Source organism: Rhizobium sp. 62_C5_N11_2, from assembly GCF_051811185.1.
Classification (GTDB): domain Bacteria; phylum Pseudomonadota; class Alphaproteobacteria; order Rhizobiales; family Rhizobiaceae; genus Rhizobium; species Rhizobium leguminosarum.
The window spans coordinates 4,001,902-4,016,472 of sequence record NZ_JBPWPW010000001.1; the positions used below are offsets into that span (position 1 = coordinate 4,001,902).

A 14,571-nucleotide genomic window follows, 5' to 3' on the forward strand; every position below is an offset into this window, starting at 1 on the left:
AAACACGCTGTAACAATTTGAATTGTTGGGGTCAGGATGGCTTTGCGCCGTCTTCCCCGGCAGGACGGATGCGCAGCTTGGTGATGCGGTTCTTCTCCCGTTTCATGACGATAAAACGCTTGCCGTAGAAGGTGAAGGCTTGGCGCTCTTCGGGGATGGTCATCGATTCATGGATGACGAGGCCCGCAATCGTCGTCGCCTCCTCGTCGGGCAGGCTCCAGTCGAGCGCGCGGTTCAGATCGCGGATCGGCACGCCGCCGTCGACGACGACGGAACCATCGGCCTCCTGACGTACGCCCTGTATCTCGATATCGTGCTCGTCGGAAATGTCACCGACGATTTCCTCGAGAATATCCTCCAGCGTGACGATGCCCTGCACTTCGCCATATTCATCGACGACGACGGCGAAATGCTGCTTGCGGCGCAGGAAGGCGTTGAGCTGGTCCTCGAGGTTGGTGCTGTCGGGCACGAACCACGGCTTCTGCGCGATCTTCACGATATCGAGGTTCTGCGGCTCCATGTTCGGCTCGGCAAGTGCCCGCAGCAGATCCTTGGCATGAACGACACCGATGATGTTGTCGATCGTGCCACGCCACAACGGCATGCGCGTATAGGGACTTTCGAGGATGACGCGCACCACCGCTTCCGGCGGATCATCGGCGTTGATCGCCCGCATCGCGGTGCGGTGGACCATGATGTCGGACAGTTCGAGTTCGCTGAGATCGAGCACGCCGCCGAGGCGGTCGCGGTCAGCCTTCACCACCGATCCCTCGCGGTGCAGCAGGTCGACGGCGCCGCGCAGTTCCTCATGCGCCGTCAGCATCGATGTCTCTCGTGACAGATTGATGCCGAACAGCGAAAGAATCTGCCGCACAATCGCATTGACGAAGGAGGAAATCGGCCCGACGACGGTGACGAAGAGCTTGGCAGGCAGCGCGATGGCGAGTGCGAAGCGCTCAGGCGCCGAAATCGCCCAGCTCTTCGGCAGCACTTCCGCGAAGATAACCAGGATGACGGTCATCGCGAGTGTCGCCAGCGCCACGCCGGAACTGCCGAACAGCCCCAGAAAGAGGCTGGTGGCGATCGAGGAGGACAGGATGTTGGCGAGATTGTTGCCGATGAGCAGCGCGCCGATCAGCCGGTCGCGCCGCTCGATCAACTGCCGGACGAGGCCGGCGCGTTCGTCGCCGTTGACTTCGAGTGTATGGATACGGCTGCGCGAAACGGCGGTCAGCGCGGTCTCGGAGCCGGAAAAGAAGGCGGACATGAGCACGAGCGCCGTGATCGAAAGGATCTCCGGCCAGTATGTCTCGAGAAATGCCAGAGCGCCTTCGATCGACATCAGGCGTGTTTTTCCCGGAGAAAGGTGATCACTTCGGACGCCGGAACATCGTCGGCGACGAAGGACTGACCGATGCCGCGTGTCAGGATGAAGGTGAGCTTGCCGCTCTTGACCTTCTTGTCCTGGGCGATCGCGTCCATCAGCGTTTCGGCCGGCGGCAAGTCGCCTGGAATATCGGACATGCGGGTCGGAAGGCCGACCTCCTTCAGATGCCGCTCGACGCGCCGGGCATCGTCGGGGCTTGCAAGGTTCATCCGTGCGGAGAATTCATGCGCCAGCACCATGCCGATCGAAACGCCCTCGCCATGCACGAGGCGGGAGCTGTCATAGGCGGTCGCCGCTTCCAGCGCATGCCCGAAAGTATGGCCGAGATTGAGCAGCGCCCGCTGACCGTTCTCGCGCTCGTCGGCAACGACGACATCGGCCTTCGCCTGGCAGCTCGCGGCAATCGCCTCGATGCGCGCGGAGCCGCCGGTAAAAACCGCCTTCCAGTTCGCTTCCAGCCAGGCAAAGAAATCCGGCTTGTCGATCAGCCCGTATTTCGCGACCTCGGCGTAACCTGCGCGGAATTCGCGCGCGCTCAGCGAATTCAGCACATCTGTATCGGCCAGAACCAGGTCCGGCTGATGGAAGACACCGATCAGATTCTTGCCATGGCGGGAATTGATGCCGGTCTTGCCGCCGACGGAGGAGTCGACCTGCGACAACAGCGAAGTCGGCACCTGGACGAAGCGCACGCCGCGGCGGACGATGCCGGCCGCAAATCCCGAAAGATCGCCGATGACGCCGCCGCCGAGCGCGATGACGTAATCGTTACGCTCGACGCGGGCTTCGAGCACCTTGTCGCAGGCTGTGATCAGATGTTCGAAGCTCTTGGTCTTCTCACCGGCCGGCAGGACGACCTCTGCCGAGGCGATACCCGCTTCACCCAGACTTGCGACGAGGGCCTTGAGATAGAGCGGCGCGACATTTTCGTCGGTGACAACAGCCGCCTTGCGGCCCTTGAGCCGGGTGGCGATCTCGGCGCCGGCTCGCGCAATCAACCCCGGCCCGATCAGGATGTCGTAGGCGCGCTCGCCGAGCGGCACATGCACCGTTCGGATGGCGGAGGCGGAGGTTATCGCATTCATGACGCTGCACTTTCCTTCTGAGCTTCGATCACGGCCTTTAAGACCTCGTCGGCCATGATTTCCTTGCGCACGTCGCGCGAAAGCACGGTGATATCGGCCTGCGCATAGATCGGATAGCGCGCATTCATCAGGCCCTCGAGCGTCTGCTTCGGATTTTCGGTCTTCAGCAGCGGCCGCGTGTCGCGTTTGTTGACTCGCTCCCACAACACGTCGAGATCGGCCTTCAGCCAGACGGAAAGGCCGCCCTTCTTGATATGCTTGCGCGTCCGGTCGTTGATGAAGGCGCCGCCGCCGGTGGAGACGACACGCGGCCCGCTCTTTAGCAGCCGCTTCACCACCCGCGCTTCCAACGCCCGGAACTCTTGCTCGCCATAGGCGGCGAAAAGCTCGGCGATCGTCATGCGCGACACCCGCTCGATCTCCAGATCGCTGTCGATGAAGGGAATGGCGAGCTGGTTGGCGACGATGCGGCCGACGGAGGATTTGCCGGCGCCCATCAGGCCGACAAGGATCAGATTGCGTGAACCGAGCGCGGCGCGAGCTCTGTCTTTCAAGCTGTCAGCAACGGTCAGCAGTTGTTCACTCATCGGTCCATTCACACTTTGTTTGCAAACGGTATCGACAAATGCAGGTGGAGCGTCAAGTCGCGGACAAGGGAATCATGGCTTGAATACCGCTTCTTGCACTTGCAGATAGGCTTCTTATAACAGAAGCAGAGCATGAAGGAGTTGCTGAATGCCGACCCTGTTCCGTTTCCTGTTCGTCTGCGCGATCCTCGCCGGGACGGTCTACGGAGCGATGCTGGCGCTTGTGACCTTCGTGGAGCCGCAGCAGCGCGACGTGACGATCCGCATTCCGTCCGAGCGGGTCAATCCGCCCGCCACGGGTGCGATCGACACGACCAGGAAGTGACCGGCATGGTGGATCTCGGTCGCGTCCATGTGGAATCCTTCCTGGAGATGATGAGCGCCGAGCGGGGTGCTGCCGCCAACACGCTGCAATCCTATGAACGCGATCTCGACGATGTCAGATCCTTCCTGAAGGAGCGCAGCATACGGCTTACCGAAGCCGCCTCCGCGGATCTTGCCGCCTATCTCTCCTCACTCGCCGGAAAGGGCTTCAAACCCTCCTCGCAGGCGCGCCGGCTTGCGGCCATGCGGCAGTTCTACAAGTTCCTCTATGCCGAGGGCCTAAGGACCGACGACCCTACAGGCATTCTCGATGCGCCGAAGAAGGGCCGTCCGCTGCCGAAGACGATGGGTGTCGAGGAGGTCGGCAGGTTACTTTCGCAGGCAGAGGCCGAGGCGGAGGATGCGGCTCCGGGCCAGTTGCACCGCCTGCGCATGCTGGCATTGCTGGAACTGCTCTATGCCACCGGAATGCGTGTCAGCGAACTCGTTTCGCTTCCTGCCCGCGTGCTCGATCAGGAAGGCCGCTTCCTGATGATCCGCGGCAAGGGCAACAAGGAACGGCTGGTGCCGCTGTCGCAATCGGCGATATCAGCCCTCAAATCCTACGGGCGCCTGCTGGCGACCGAAAATGCAGCAATGAAGGAACCGCCGGAAAGCGCCTGGCTGTTTCCCTCCGCCTCGAAGGAGGGATATCTGCCGCGCCAGGTTTTTGCCCGCGACCTCAAGAACCTGGCGATCCGCGCCGGCCTGACGCCGTCGCTGATCTCGCCGCATGTCATGCGCCACGCCTTTGCCAGCCACCTGCTGGCCAACGGCGCCGATCTGCGCGTCGTACAAGAACTCCTCGGCCATTCGGACATTTCGACCACGCAGATCTACACACATGTCCTCGAAGAGAGGCTGCAGCAGCTTGTCCAGACGCATCACCCCCTTGCCAAACAGGCGAAAAAGCACGAATAGGACCGGCGACATGGGGCGGAGCCAGGAAAACGCCCCGGGCACAAGGAACGGAAACGCACCTCATGCACAATTATCTCGACTTCGAAAAGCCGATCTCCGACCTCGAAGGCAAGATCATCGAGCTGAAGAAGCTCGCAACGGAAGACGAGAGCATCGACACCACCGATGAGATCGGCCGGCTGGAGGTTCGCGTCCGTGAGGCGATCGTCGAAATTTACTCCAAGCTCAATCCCTGGCAGAAGACGCAGGTCGCCCGCCATCCGCAGCGCCCGCATTTCGTCGATTACGCCAAGACGCTGTTCCAGGAATTCACGCCGCTCGCCGGTGACCGCAAGTTTTCCGAGGATGCAGCGATCCAGGCAGGCCTTGCCCGCTTTCGCGGCCAGCCGGTCGCCGTCATTGGCCAGGAAAAGGGCAACGACACCAAGAGCCGCATCAAGCACAATTTCGGCAGCCCCCGTCCGGAAGGCTACCGAAAGGCGATCCGCATCCTTGAGATGGCCGATCGTTTCGGCCTGCCGGTGATTTCGCTGGTGGATACGGCAGGCGCCTATCCCGGCGTCGGCGCCGAAGAGCGCGGCCAGGCCGAGGCGATTGCCCGCTCGACGGAAATGTGTCTCGGCGTCAAGGTTCCTCTCGTCTCCGTCGTCATCGGCGAAGGCGGCTCGGGCGGCGCCATCGCCATCGCCACCGGCAACAAGGTCTATATGCTCGAGCATTCGATCTACAGCGTCATCTCGCCCGAAGGGGCAGCCTCCATCCTCTGGCGCGATTCCACCCGCGCCCGGGAAGCGGCGACCAACATGAAGATCACCGCTGAAGACCTGAAATCGCTCGGCATCATCGACGGCATCATTTCCGAGCCGCTCGGCGGCGCGCATCGTGATCCGGACAGCGTCATTGCCGCGACCGGCGATACGATCGCCAATGCGCTGGCCGAAATGGCGTCCCGTTCCGGCGAGCAGTTGCGCAACGACCGCCGGCAAAAATTCCTCGCAATGGGCCGCAATCTCTAACAGACATCCGGCTCTTCGCCGATTGGGGCCAAATCTTGGCCACATTGATGTTATCTGTAACACTCGCGCTTGCGGGGACGTTCGTGGCAAAGTCATAGGCTGGTAAGGGTTTATAAAGTATAAGCCGCCTATGATTCCTTCTGATGCCCGGACTCCATAGGCGGACCGGGTGGCACTATCTTTATGGGCTAGTTTGGATGCGCATACGTCATTTTGCCTATATTTCCCTCATGGCGCTGGCTCTGTCCGGCTGCAATGACGCGTTGGAAACCGCGCAGGTCGATCTTTCCAAGGTCAAGAACAAGGTCGAGCAGCCGCTTCCCGGCCACATCCTCGCTCAGATGTCCGCCAAGGGCATGGACCGCAATTCGCCGATCATGATCCGCATCTTCAAGGAAGAAGGTGCCATGGAGATCTGGAAGGCGAAGACCGACAACCGTTTTGACAAGATCGCCGATTACAAGATCTGCGCCTGGTCCGGCCGTCTCGGCCCGAAGGTAAAGACCGGCGACCGGCAGGCGCCGGAAGGTTTCTACGAGCTGACGCGCGCCAACCTGAACCCCAATTCCAAATATTATCTGGCGATCAACACCGGCTTCCCGAACCGCTACGACGCGGCGAACGGCCGCACCGGTTCCGATCTGATGATCCACGGCGCCTGCTCCTCCTCCGGCTGCTATTCGATGACCGACCAGCAGGTGCTGGAGATCTACGCCTTCGCCCGCGACGCTTTCAAGGGCGGCCAGGCGACGGTGCAGCTGCAGGCCTTCCCCTTCCGCATGACCGCGGAAAACATGGTCAAGCATCGCCTCGACAGCAGCTACGACTTCTGGAAGATGCTGAAGGTCGGCTACGACAATTTCGAAGTGACGAAGCGCCCGCCCGAGGTGAATGTCTGCGAGAAGAAATACGTCTTCAATCAGCAGGCAACCGACGGCGGCGCCTTCAACGCCGCCGGCAAGTGCCCGGCTATGTCGACGCCGCCGGCGCTGACCGCAGCTCTCGCCTCCTACGGCAAGACCTACGATGCCGATTATGCCAAGGCGATGAGCAAATTTGACGGCATGGCCTGGTACGATCCCACCGAAGCCGAGCGCAAGGCCGTGGTCGCCAAGACGCGCAAGGGCCGCGAACTTGCTTACGCCCCGACCGGCACCTCGCTGGAAGCCGGCCGCATGGTCAAGGTCGCCGAACTCGAAGACCTGATGGCCAAACGCACCGCGCAGGGCCTCGCCGCCAAAAGCGCGCCTGGCGCCACGCCTGCAGCACCTGCCCAGCCGCAGCCAATGGCCGTCGCTGCCGCGACACCTGCGGTCGTGCCGGTGCCGATGCAGAACCCGATGCAGAATCCCCTCGCCTACACGGCTCCCGAACCGCAGGAAACGGCGGAAGCCGCGGCAAAGAAGCCGTTCTGGAAATTCTGGGCGCGGAACTGAACGGCTTGCCCCCCGTTCTCTACGATCTTCGCGGCCTGAAATGCCCCTTCCCCGTGATCAAGACACGCAAGAAGCTCGCCGCCATGGCGAGCGGCACGCTCATTCGCGTCGACACCACCGATCCGCTTGCTGTGATCGACATGCCGCATTTCTGCAATGAGGACGGCCACGAACTGGTCGAGACGGAAAAGACCGAAAGCGGCCATCGCTTCCTGATCCGCAAGCGCTAAAGCGCGTCGCGATCTTTCAGATTCGCTTCCCGCGCTTTAGCTCTTTGTTTTACGCATGTCGTCATCGCAAAACCGCTGCACACTTTTGCGCGACATGCTCTAAATTCTGAGGCCGGGAATGGCGAGCGGATTGTCGGAGAGCGCCGCACGATCCGGCATATCGATGCGCGGCTTGCCGAGGAAGGCGTCGAAGAGATCCTTCACGAAGGCTTCCGGCAGATCCCTGGTGATCAGCACCATGCGTGTGCGCCGGTCTTCCCCCGGCCAGGCGGGAAGCCGCACCGGCGGATGGAAGATGCTCTGCACCCCATGCAGCACCAGCGGCCGATCCGGCCGGTCGGAGACCGACACGATCGCCTTCATCCTCAACAGCTTCTCGCCATGGGCCGAACGCAGGAGATCGATGAACATCTCGAGCGCCATCGGATCGATCGGCTTCTCCTCAATGATCGAGAAAGAACGGATCGAGGCATCGTGACGATTGACGTCATGCGGATCCTGATCCGCATGAGCGTGATGATGGTGGTGGTGACCAGCATGATCATGGCCATGATCGCCATCACGATTATCATCGTGATTGTGATGTCCATCACGACCGTGGTCGTGATTGTGATGCGCCTCGTGTGCATCCTCGTCCTGCAGCCAGCGGCCGACATCGGCAATCTTCGACGCCGGATCGTAGAGCCCGTTGACCAATACTGCGGCACTGCCCGCATCAGTGCTGTCGGCATCCATCATCACGGCACGCGGATTGAGCGCCCGCAGGCGCTTTTCCAGCCCGTCCGTTGCCTCGGCCATCGACTTTTTCGAGACGATCAACCGGTCGGCGACCGCTGTCTGCTTGCGCGCTTCCTCGTGATTATCGAGCGTCTGCAGCCCATTCACCGCGTCCACGACGGTAACGACGCCGTCGAGCTCGAAATTTGTGGCGATGACGGGATTGCCCATGATCGCCTGCATAACCGGCGAAGGATCGGCAAGGCCTGTCGTCTCGATGACGACGCGCTTGACCGGCTTGACGCGGCCCGTCTGCACGGCGTCCATCAGGTTCGCCAGCGTATCCACAAGTTCGCCACGCACGGTGCAGCAAAGGCAGCCGTCGGACAGCTCGATGATCGAATCGCCGGAACTTTCGACCAGGAGGTGGTCGATGCCGACATCGCCGAATTCGTTGATGATAACGGCCGCATCCTTCATCACGGGGTCTTTGAGGATGCGGTTGAGCAGCGTCGATTTGCCGGCGCCGAGAAAGCCGGTCAGGATGGTGACCGGAATCCTGTCGTTGAGCGCGCTCATGTCATCTACCTTAAAAGCTTAAAAGGATGTCGGGCGCGGCATCGGCACCGGCACGTTGGTGAGGGTTCCCGCGGTATCGCCCCGTGCCATTTTTTCCGGCTGCGCAGCCGGCTGCGGATCCTGGCCTGGGATCAGGCCGGCAAAGACGAATTGCGGATCGTGGTCCATCGGCTGGATATAGGGTGACTGCACCCTCATGCGGCCGACCTCGTCGCGCGTTTCGCTGCGCACCTTTGCGCCCTTGGCGCTGCAGATATCGGCGCTGATGTCGGTCACCTGGTCCTGTCCCGACCCGTAGGGTCTCAGCGAACCCAATGTGTCGTTGCTGGCAGGCTGGGTGGTGAAGCCCTTCTGCAAAAGGTTCGCCGTCGCATCGGCGCGCGCTGCAAGGCTGTCGGTGCCAAGCACGACGGAGACCAGCGTGCGGCCATTGCGCGTCGCCGAACCGATCTGGTTGAAGCCCGAGGCGCAAATGAAGCCGGTCTTCATGCCATCGGCGCCGGCGAAGCGGCCGATCAGCATGTTGAGGCTCGGCACGTTCTGCTGGCCGTTGGTGAAGCCCTCCAGCGCGAAATAACCGGCATATTGCGGAAAGTCGCGGCGCAGCGCCACCGTCAGCACCGCAAGGTCACGCGCCGTTGTATACTGACCCTTGCCGGGCAGGCCGTTCGGATTGACGAAATGCGAATCCGTCATGCCGAGCTTCAGCGCCTCGCCGTTCATCCGCGTCACGAAGCCTTCCTGCGTGCCGCCGATGGCTTCGGCGACCGCGACCGCGATGTCGTTAGCCGATTTCACCATCAGGATCTTCAGCGCGCTGTCGAGCGTCAGCTTCTGGCCCGGCTTGAAATACATCTTGGCGGCCGGCTGCGCGGCGGCGCGCTTGCTCATGACGATCGGCGTATCGAGGCTGATCTGCCCGGCGCGGATCGCATCGAACACGGTATAGACGGTCATCAGCTTGGTCAGCGAGGCCGGATACCATTTGCGGAAGGCTTCTTCATGCTCGAGCACGCGGCCGGTCTGCACATCGACGAGAATATGCGGATTGGCCTGGGCAAGCGAAACGGAGCCCAGAAAAACGGCAGTCGCCGCTGATACGAAAGAAAGCGGCCGCAAGGCAGCAAACAAACGGAAGTGGCGCGTCGACACGGTTCGTCCTTCAGATATCAGGAAAATCTCGAAATCTTCCCCTATTTAGCCTATATGGCTATGACATGGCAAAGGTCATTGACTAAGTAATTTCCACAGCCTCACACCCTTGTGATGCGATGAAAGATTGTCGAGATTTCATAACAGGAACGCCGATATGCCGATTTTGAACAGAGCCGCGGAGTTGCAGGACGAGGTCGCCGAATGGCGCCGCCATATTCATGCCCGGCCCGAGCTCCTCTTCGCGGTGGAAAATACGGCCGCCTTCGTCACCGAAAAACTCAAGGAATTCGGCGTCGACGAGATCGCCACCGGCATCGGCCGCACCGGTGTCGTCGGCCTGATCAAGGGCAAGGGCGAAGGCTCCCGCACGGTCGGCCTGCGCGCCGACATGGACGCCCTGCCGCTCACGGAGATCACTGGCAAGCCCTGGGCTTCGAAGACACCGGGCAAGATGCATGCCTGCGGCCATGACGGCCACACCGCCATGCTGCTCGGCGCCGCGAAATACCTGGCCGAAACCCGCAACTTCAACGGCAATGTCGCCGTCATCTTCCAACCCGCCGAAGAAGGCGGCGGCGGCGGCAATCTGATGGTCAAGGACGGCATGATGGAGCGCTTCGCTATCGAAGAGGTCTACGGCATGCACAACCTGCCGGGCCTGCCCGTCGGCCAGTTCGCCACCCGCAAGGGCGCGATCATGGCGGCGACCGACGAATTCACCGTCACCATCAAGGGCCGCGGCGGCCACGCCGCCCAGCCGCACCGGACGATCGACCCGATCGCCATCGGCGCCCAGATCGTCGCCAACCTGCAGATGATCGCCTCGCGCAGTGCCGATCCGCTGCGCTCGGTCGTCGTCTCGGTGACCAAGTTCAATGCCGGTTTCGCCCATAACGTCATTCCGAACGATGCGACCTTCGCCGGAACGGTCCGTACCCTCGACCCCGAGGTGCGCACGCTCGCCGAGACGCGGTTCCGGCAGATCGTCGAGGGATTGCTTGCTGCCCACGGCGCCGAGGCCGAAATCAGCTTCCACCGCAACTATCCCGTCACCGTCAACCACCCCGATGAGACCGAGCATGCGGTCGCCACAGCCAGCGCCATCGCCGGCGAGGCGAACGTCAACGCCGAGATCGATCCGATGATGGGCGGCGAGGATTTCTCCTACATGCTGAACGCCCGCCCCGGCGCCTTCATCTTCATCGGCAACGGCGACAGCGCCGGCCTCCACAACCCGGCCTACGACTTCAACGACGAAGCCATCGCCCACGGCATTTCCTATTGGGTCCGCCTCGCCGAACAGCGCCTCGGCCTCTAGCAACAATTAAGGCTTGGCTTCACGCCAAGCCTTTTGTATGCATGGCACTCAAGTGGTCCCGTAGCTCAGCAGGATAGAGCACCAGATTCCTAATCTGGGGGTCGCGCGTTCGAATCGCGCCGGGATCACCACATCATCTCAAATACTTACCGCTTTTGCTGGGGACAAAATTTAACGATCAATTGCCGGTCGGGTCACAAAAGCGCCCGTCGCTGCGCATTGGCAGCCTTATACTGCTGACTGCTAATCCACATCGATTTCGTATATTCTCGAGCAACGCGTACGCGCGCTTCGGCGAGGCGGAGGTTCTTGAAGTGCGCAACAGCGGGGTTTCGTTCGAAGAAACTGTCAACCTGATCTTGCGCCATGTTGGCGTGCGCCTTTAACAGCCAGTCGTAGAGATCGAAGGGATCATCACTACGAAGGCCGCGAGACGCGTTGTCTTTGCCGAAGACCGCATCGGTATAGCGGCGTGCGGCTTCGGCTTCGCCTGCCGTCAGGGGCATTTGCACGAACCAGTGGTGACCTTTCGCTCCGACTGCAACCATGACCTTATCGTCCAACGAGCTGACTTCTTCCACGGTAGCTTCGACGGTCTTGCCATGCATGTCCGGCACCTCGATGACGTCGCCGATCTTGATCGTGCGCTGCGGCTTGCCGTCACTGTCGAGCAGTTCAGGGGGCGAGCCGTCGAACGTGGTCGGCACGGTACTAGCCGTCTTCCACGCTTCCATAAGCCAGAAAATATCGCGGTGCTTGTCATAACCTTCAAGAGCAGCTTCGATTTCCACGGGCCGCCCGAAGGGGTAGTCATCGATCTTTATGGTTTGCAGGAAGCCGAAGCACGGGCGGCCCGTCACGCCTTCGTCGGCAAGGAACGTGTGGTTGGTGATGACAACATAGGCGGGCGCGATCGGCTGGCCCTCCACGGTCATGTTGTTCTCCGCGTCGCGGATCGCAGCTTCGGCCACATCCGCGACGACGCGCCATTCCGCTTTGGCCGTCATGGTGGGGATGCTCAGCTCAAACCAATAGACCGGATTCTTGAGCTTCTTCTTCGACGCTTTGTAAATTTGATTGCGCACATAGCCCTGCAGTTCGCGCTGAAACTCCGCGTTCGTCACATCGTCTGTGGGCGCTTTCCAGCCGTTCTTGCGCTTGCCTTCGACCTCATAGGTCTTTCCCGACGCCTTGGATTTCGCCCTGAACTCCGGCGTCGGCGCCGATCCGGCCCCCGTCTCCGCGCAGGAAATTTCCATGCCAGCGACCGCGAGCGCCGCCCCCATAATGGCCTCGTGATAGGCGGGAAAGAACATTACTGGATTACGGAGCCGATCCAACAGTCGTTCCGGGATTTCGTCGTGGTGAGCGATTAGGTAGAGCGCATAGGCAAGGTGCAGCCAGCACGCCATGAAACCCATCATCACAACGGACTTCACCTTCGGTTCACCGGGCTTATGGCCGCTGTACGCCTGAGTCTTTTGCAGCCACCGGAATATCGGATGCTGCCCGTTGTGACGTTCGCGCTCGCCCCACTCATGGCCGAGCGTCTTTTTCAAAAAGTAGTCGAGGAAGTTGGGAAAAATAACCCAGTCCTTTCCCCAATGGACCGTCTGCTTCACCGCAACGAAGCGGAGACCTTTTGTGTCATCCGTCCAAGACACGATGGGGTTGCCGTGGCCTTGCTGTTGTTGCCGCACGCTCTCGGCGGCTTGATGTTGTCGCAGCATGGCTTGCGCCTTCGCCAATAAAGCAGGGTCACTTTGAATCAACGGTCGACGTTGCGCACCCGGTTTGGTAGCGTTCAAACAGCATTTCTTGAACTTCTTGCCGCTGCCACACGGGCACAGCTCATTCCTACCGGTTTTCATTCTTGAAATATCGCAGAGTCGTGCCGCTGTGTCATGCCTAGCGGCAAGACCATCTACGTCCCCGACAACGGCTACAGCCGCGATGCCGATGTTCTGCGCCGAGCGTCGTCACGGCTCGCACTGAGACAGATCCGACCTCTGCTTTGCGACGCAACCCTGTCACAAATAGTCGACGTCAAGATCGATGTCACGGCACGTAACGTAACGGGTACATGTAACGGCTAGCTATCCCCTAGTGTGACGTGCCATTAACCGGGATTCAAAATGAGGTGGCATTTAAACAGTCTACCGCTGCCTGAGGAGGTACGTCGCTAGGGCATTCGCCTGTATTCGTGCACCGATGGCGACCCCCTTCTGAGGTCGATGTGTAATCGACAGACGTCGACGTGGATACGGGAGGATGGGCGCAAGGTCACATCCGGAGGAGGTCGAGTACTCGAAGATGCTCAAGGGAGTGTGGTAGATGCTTGCCGCTTTCCGATCACCGTCGCGACGATCGAAAGGAAAAAACCTGCGATGGGTATCCATGCCAGCCCGGCAGGCGGTGTGCCGAGCTGCAACACAGCGAGGAATGACGCTATTACCCATAGGAAGAAGACGCTGACGTAGAGGAAGCGTTGGGCGACCTTGCCGACGAATTTGGCATGACGCGTAGCCACATTGACGCCGGCGGCGTCACGATGGACTGATAGGTCTTCTGGCGACGTGCAAAGTGGGGACGAGTTTGAAAAATTTCTTATCGCTATGCGCGGGGGTTGGGTTTCTCGCCTCAGGAGTAATCGCTCAAGATGTAAGGCCGGGATCGGTCGAGGAGTTGATGAATGACCTCGCAAGCACCAACCCTTTTCTTCACGCGATTTTCTCAGATCATATGGATGAAGCGAAGGAGATAAACGCGAAGTTTCAGGCAGGAGACGAGGAGGCCGCGTTGAAAGCCGCGGACGACATGCTTCGAAAATACGGACACGCCGCACTCTCGCGTGCGAGCGACGCTTCTGCGATTGAGGTGCTGAAGACGGCAGGCGATGTCATTGATGCTCTGGGCGATCACTATCCGCGAGGATGCATCGAGTTCGTTCACAATGATATCTCTTCCGAAGCGCTGTCTGTTCGCAGCGTGAATGAGGCCTATCGGAAGTATCAAGAGGCTCAGCTTGATGCATATGAGGATGGAAAGTATCGCGAACCGATTCCGAGGATGGAAATCGGAGATATGTTCCAGGTAGTTACCGAGGATCTGAAAGTAAGCAGAGCCGAGATGCATACGTTGCTCAATCCAGAAAACGTGGCCGCCATCGAACTATGCGCAATCATAAGAAAGGACCTCAACATATCAGCCGTGCGGGAACCAATGCGCGGGCCATACGCGAGGGCCAATATTTCATCAAAGAAATAAGCATCTTCGCATTATGAAATGGGGGAGCGCGATATGTCGGTGGTTCTCACTTGGGTTGGCCTGGAGACGCCGCGGCAGCGGAATCCGGATCGGGTTTTCCGAAGCACTCCTTGAACTTGGATATCGACTTAGCGGCGCCTCTAAGGCTGACGGCGATGCGCTCAGCCTTCGCCAGAAGCGCTGCCACGGCCCGCCCAGCTGCCGATAAAGCCAATTGGATCCGCACCCTCATGGCGGTTACGGTTCACGATCTTATAGCCGGTCTTCGCGAAACGCCCGAACTCTTGGGCAAGGGATTGGCGATCGACTGGACTCATTCAACTGGCTAGTTTTTCGACATCGGCGTCGATCCACGGTCAGTTCGCTCAAAATTGACGATCGCGTCTCAGCACAGACTGCCCCACCGAACAAGCACCTCGTGCCAGAACCACGGATCAGCACGATCAACGAATATTTTCGCAATCAGCGTTGAGCCGGGCGCAAATGTGCGCATATCGGAGCATGTTATCG

The 14,571-nt window shown here is 60.3% G+C and carries 13 protein-coding genes and 1 tRNA gene; 8 read left to right on the plus strand and 6 right to left on the minus strand.

The window, feature by feature from the left end; all coding sequences use genetic code 11:
* Positions 1-31: 31 nt before the first annotated feature.
* Genes AB8B31_RS19720 through AB8B31_RS19730 form a run of 3 tightly spaced genes read right to left on the minus strand, consistent with a single transcriptional unit; the run spans position 32 to position 3,059 of the window.
* Positions 32-1,342 carry an HlyC/CorC family transporter gene (locus AB8B31_RS19720; RefSeq protein WP_028734276.1) on the minus strand — a complete coding sequence of 437 codons (1,311 nt, stop codon included), beginning with the start codon at positions 1,340-1,342 and terminating at the stop codon, positions 32-34.
* Positions 1,342-2,472, minus strand: coding sequence for a 3-dehydroquinate synthase (gene aroB, locus AB8B31_RS19725; RefSeq protein WP_028734275.1), 1,131 nt, complete (start codon positions 2,470-2,472; stop codon positions 1,342-1,344). Before aroB ends, AB8B31_RS19720 begins: the two co-directional genes overlap by 1 nt.
* Entirely contained in the window at positions 2,469-3,059 is a 591-nt protein-coding gene (locus tag AB8B31_RS19730; protein WP_028734274.1) for a shikimate kinase, read from the minus strand. Before AB8B31_RS19730 ends, aroB begins: the two co-directional genes overlap by 4 nt.
* Before the next feature lie 148 nt (positions 3,060-3,207).
* Between AB8B31_RS19730 and AB8B31_RS19735 the strand changes: the two genes are divergently transcribed.
* The 5 genes from AB8B31_RS19735 to AB8B31_RS19755 all read left to right on the plus strand — a co-directional run bounded on the left by AB8B31_RS19735 (position 3,208) and on the right by AB8B31_RS19755 (position 7,025).
* A complete protein-coding gene (locus AB8B31_RS19735; RefSeq protein WP_012759201.1) occupies positions 3,208-3,384 on the plus strand; it encodes a hypothetical protein in 177 nt (58 codons plus the stop codon).
* A 5-nt stretch (positions 3,385-3,389) separates the two neighbouring features.
* Positions 3,390-4,343 carry a site-specific tyrosine recombinase XerD gene (xerD, locus tag AB8B31_RS19740; protein ID WP_028734273.1) on the plus strand — a complete coding sequence of 318 codons (954 nt, stop codon included), beginning with the start codon at positions 3,390-3,392 and terminating at the stop codon, positions 4,341-4,343.
* A 62-nt stretch (positions 4,344-4,405) separates the two neighbouring features.
* The gene (locus AB8B31_RS19745) at positions 4,406-5,359 is read left to right on the plus strand and encodes an acetyl-CoA carboxylase carboxyltransferase subunit alpha (RefSeq protein ID WP_028734272.1); all 954 of its coding nucleotides are present in this window, start codon (positions 4,406-4,408) and stop codon (positions 5,357-5,359) included.
* 197 nt (positions 5,360-5,556) lie between these two features.
* A complete protein-coding gene (locus tag AB8B31_RS19750) occupies positions 5,557-6,795 on the plus strand; it encodes a L,D-transpeptidase family protein (RefSeq protein ID WP_028734271.1) in 1,239 nt (412 codons plus the stop codon).
* A 5-nt stretch (positions 6,796-6,800) separates the two neighbouring features.
* Complete coding sequence (locus tag AB8B31_RS19755) at positions 6,801-7,025, plus strand: sulfurtransferase TusA family protein (protein WP_028734270.1); 225 nt, start codon at positions 6,801-6,803, stop codon at positions 7,023-7,025.
* 99 nt (positions 7,026-7,124) lie between these two features.
* Here AB8B31_RS19755 and AB8B31_RS19760 read toward each other — a convergent pair whose 3' ends face one another.
* Both AB8B31_RS19760 and AB8B31_RS19765 read right to left on the minus strand, forming a co-directional pair.
* Positions 7,125-8,321 carry a CobW family GTP-binding protein gene (locus tag AB8B31_RS19760; protein WP_028734269.1) on the minus strand — a complete coding sequence of 399 codons (1,197 nt, stop codon included), beginning with the start codon at positions 8,319-8,321 and terminating at the stop codon, positions 7,125-7,127.
* Positions 8,322-8,339: 18 nt separating this feature from the next.
* Entirely contained in the window at positions 8,340-9,473 is a 1,134-nt protein-coding gene (locus AB8B31_RS19765; RefSeq protein ID WP_028734268.1) for a D-alanyl-D-alanine carboxypeptidase family protein, read from the minus strand.
* A 157-nt stretch (positions 9,474-9,630) separates the two neighbouring features.
* On the opposite strand from AB8B31_RS19765, the gene AB8B31_RS19770 reads away from it, so the two are divergent.
* Positions 9,631-10,794, plus strand: a complete 1,164-nt coding sequence (locus tag AB8B31_RS19770; RefSeq protein WP_115157139.1) for a M20 aminoacylase family protein — start codon at positions 9,631-9,633, stop codon at positions 10,792-10,794.
* Positions 10,795-10,848: 54 nt separating this feature from the next.
* Positions 10,849-10,925 (plus strand) — tRNA-Arg (locus AB8B31_RS19775).
* Positions 10,926-10,988: 63 nt separating this feature from the next.
* Here the strand turns inward: AB8B31_RS19775 and AB8B31_RS19780 are convergent.
* Positions 10,989-12,665 carry a YecA family protein gene (locus tag AB8B31_RS19780; protein ID WP_197730790.1) on the minus strand — a complete coding sequence of 559 codons (1,677 nt, stop codon included), beginning with the start codon at positions 12,663-12,665 and terminating at the stop codon, positions 10,989-10,991.
* Positions 12,666-13,482: 817 nt separating this feature from the next.
* On the opposite strand from AB8B31_RS19780, the gene AB8B31_RS19785 reads away from it, so the two are divergent.
* Positions 13,483-14,061 carry a hypothetical protein gene (locus tag AB8B31_RS19785; protein ID WP_028734265.1) on the plus strand — a complete coding sequence of 193 codons (579 nt, stop codon included), beginning with the start codon at positions 13,483-13,485 and terminating at the stop codon, positions 14,059-14,061.
* The last annotated feature ends 510 nt before the right edge of the window (positions 14,062-14,571 follow it).

Coding starts and splice junctions, on each gene's coding strand:
- AB8B31_RS19750 (WP_028734271.1), top strand. CDS start 5,557: ATGCGCATACGTCATTTTGCCTATATTTCCCTCATGGCGCTGGCTCTG.
- AB8B31_RS19785 (WP_028734265.1), top strand. CDS start 13,483: ATGAATGACCTCGCAAGCACCAACCCTTTTCTTCACGCGATTTTCTCA.
- AB8B31_RS19760 (WP_028734269.1), bottom strand. CDS start 8,321: ATGAGCGCGCTCAACGACAGGATTCCGGTCACCATCCTGACCGGCTTT.
- AB8B31_RS19780 (WP_197730790.1), bottom strand. CDS start 12,665: ATGAAAACCGGTAGGAATGAGCTGTGCCCGTGTGGCAGCGGCAAGAAG.
- AB8B31_RS19745 (WP_028734272.1), top strand. CDS start 4,406: ATGCACAATTATCTCGACTTCGAAAAGCCGATCTCCGACCTCGAAGGC.
- AB8B31_RS19735 (WP_012759201.1), top strand. CDS start 3,208: ATGCCGACCCTGTTCCGTTTCCTGTTCGTCTGCGCGATCCTCGCCGGG.
- AB8B31_RS19730 (WP_028734274.1), bottom strand. CDS start 3,059: ATGAGTGAACAACTGCTGACCGTTGCTGACAGCTTGAAAGACAGAGCT.
- AB8B31_RS19720 (WP_028734276.1), bottom strand. CDS start 1,342: ATGTCGATCGAAGGCGCTCTGGCATTTCTCGAGACATACTGGCCGGAG.
- xerD (WP_028734273.1), top strand. CDS start 3,390: ATGGTGGATCTCGGTCGCGTCCATGTGGAATCCTTCCTGGAGATGATG.
- aroB (WP_028734275.1), bottom strand. CDS start 2,472: ATGAATGCGATAACCTCCGCCTCCGCCATCCGAACGGTGCATGTGCCG.
- AB8B31_RS19770 (WP_115157139.1), top strand. CDS start 9,631: ATGCCGATTTTGAACAGAGCCGCGGAGTTGCAGGACGAGGTCGCCGAA.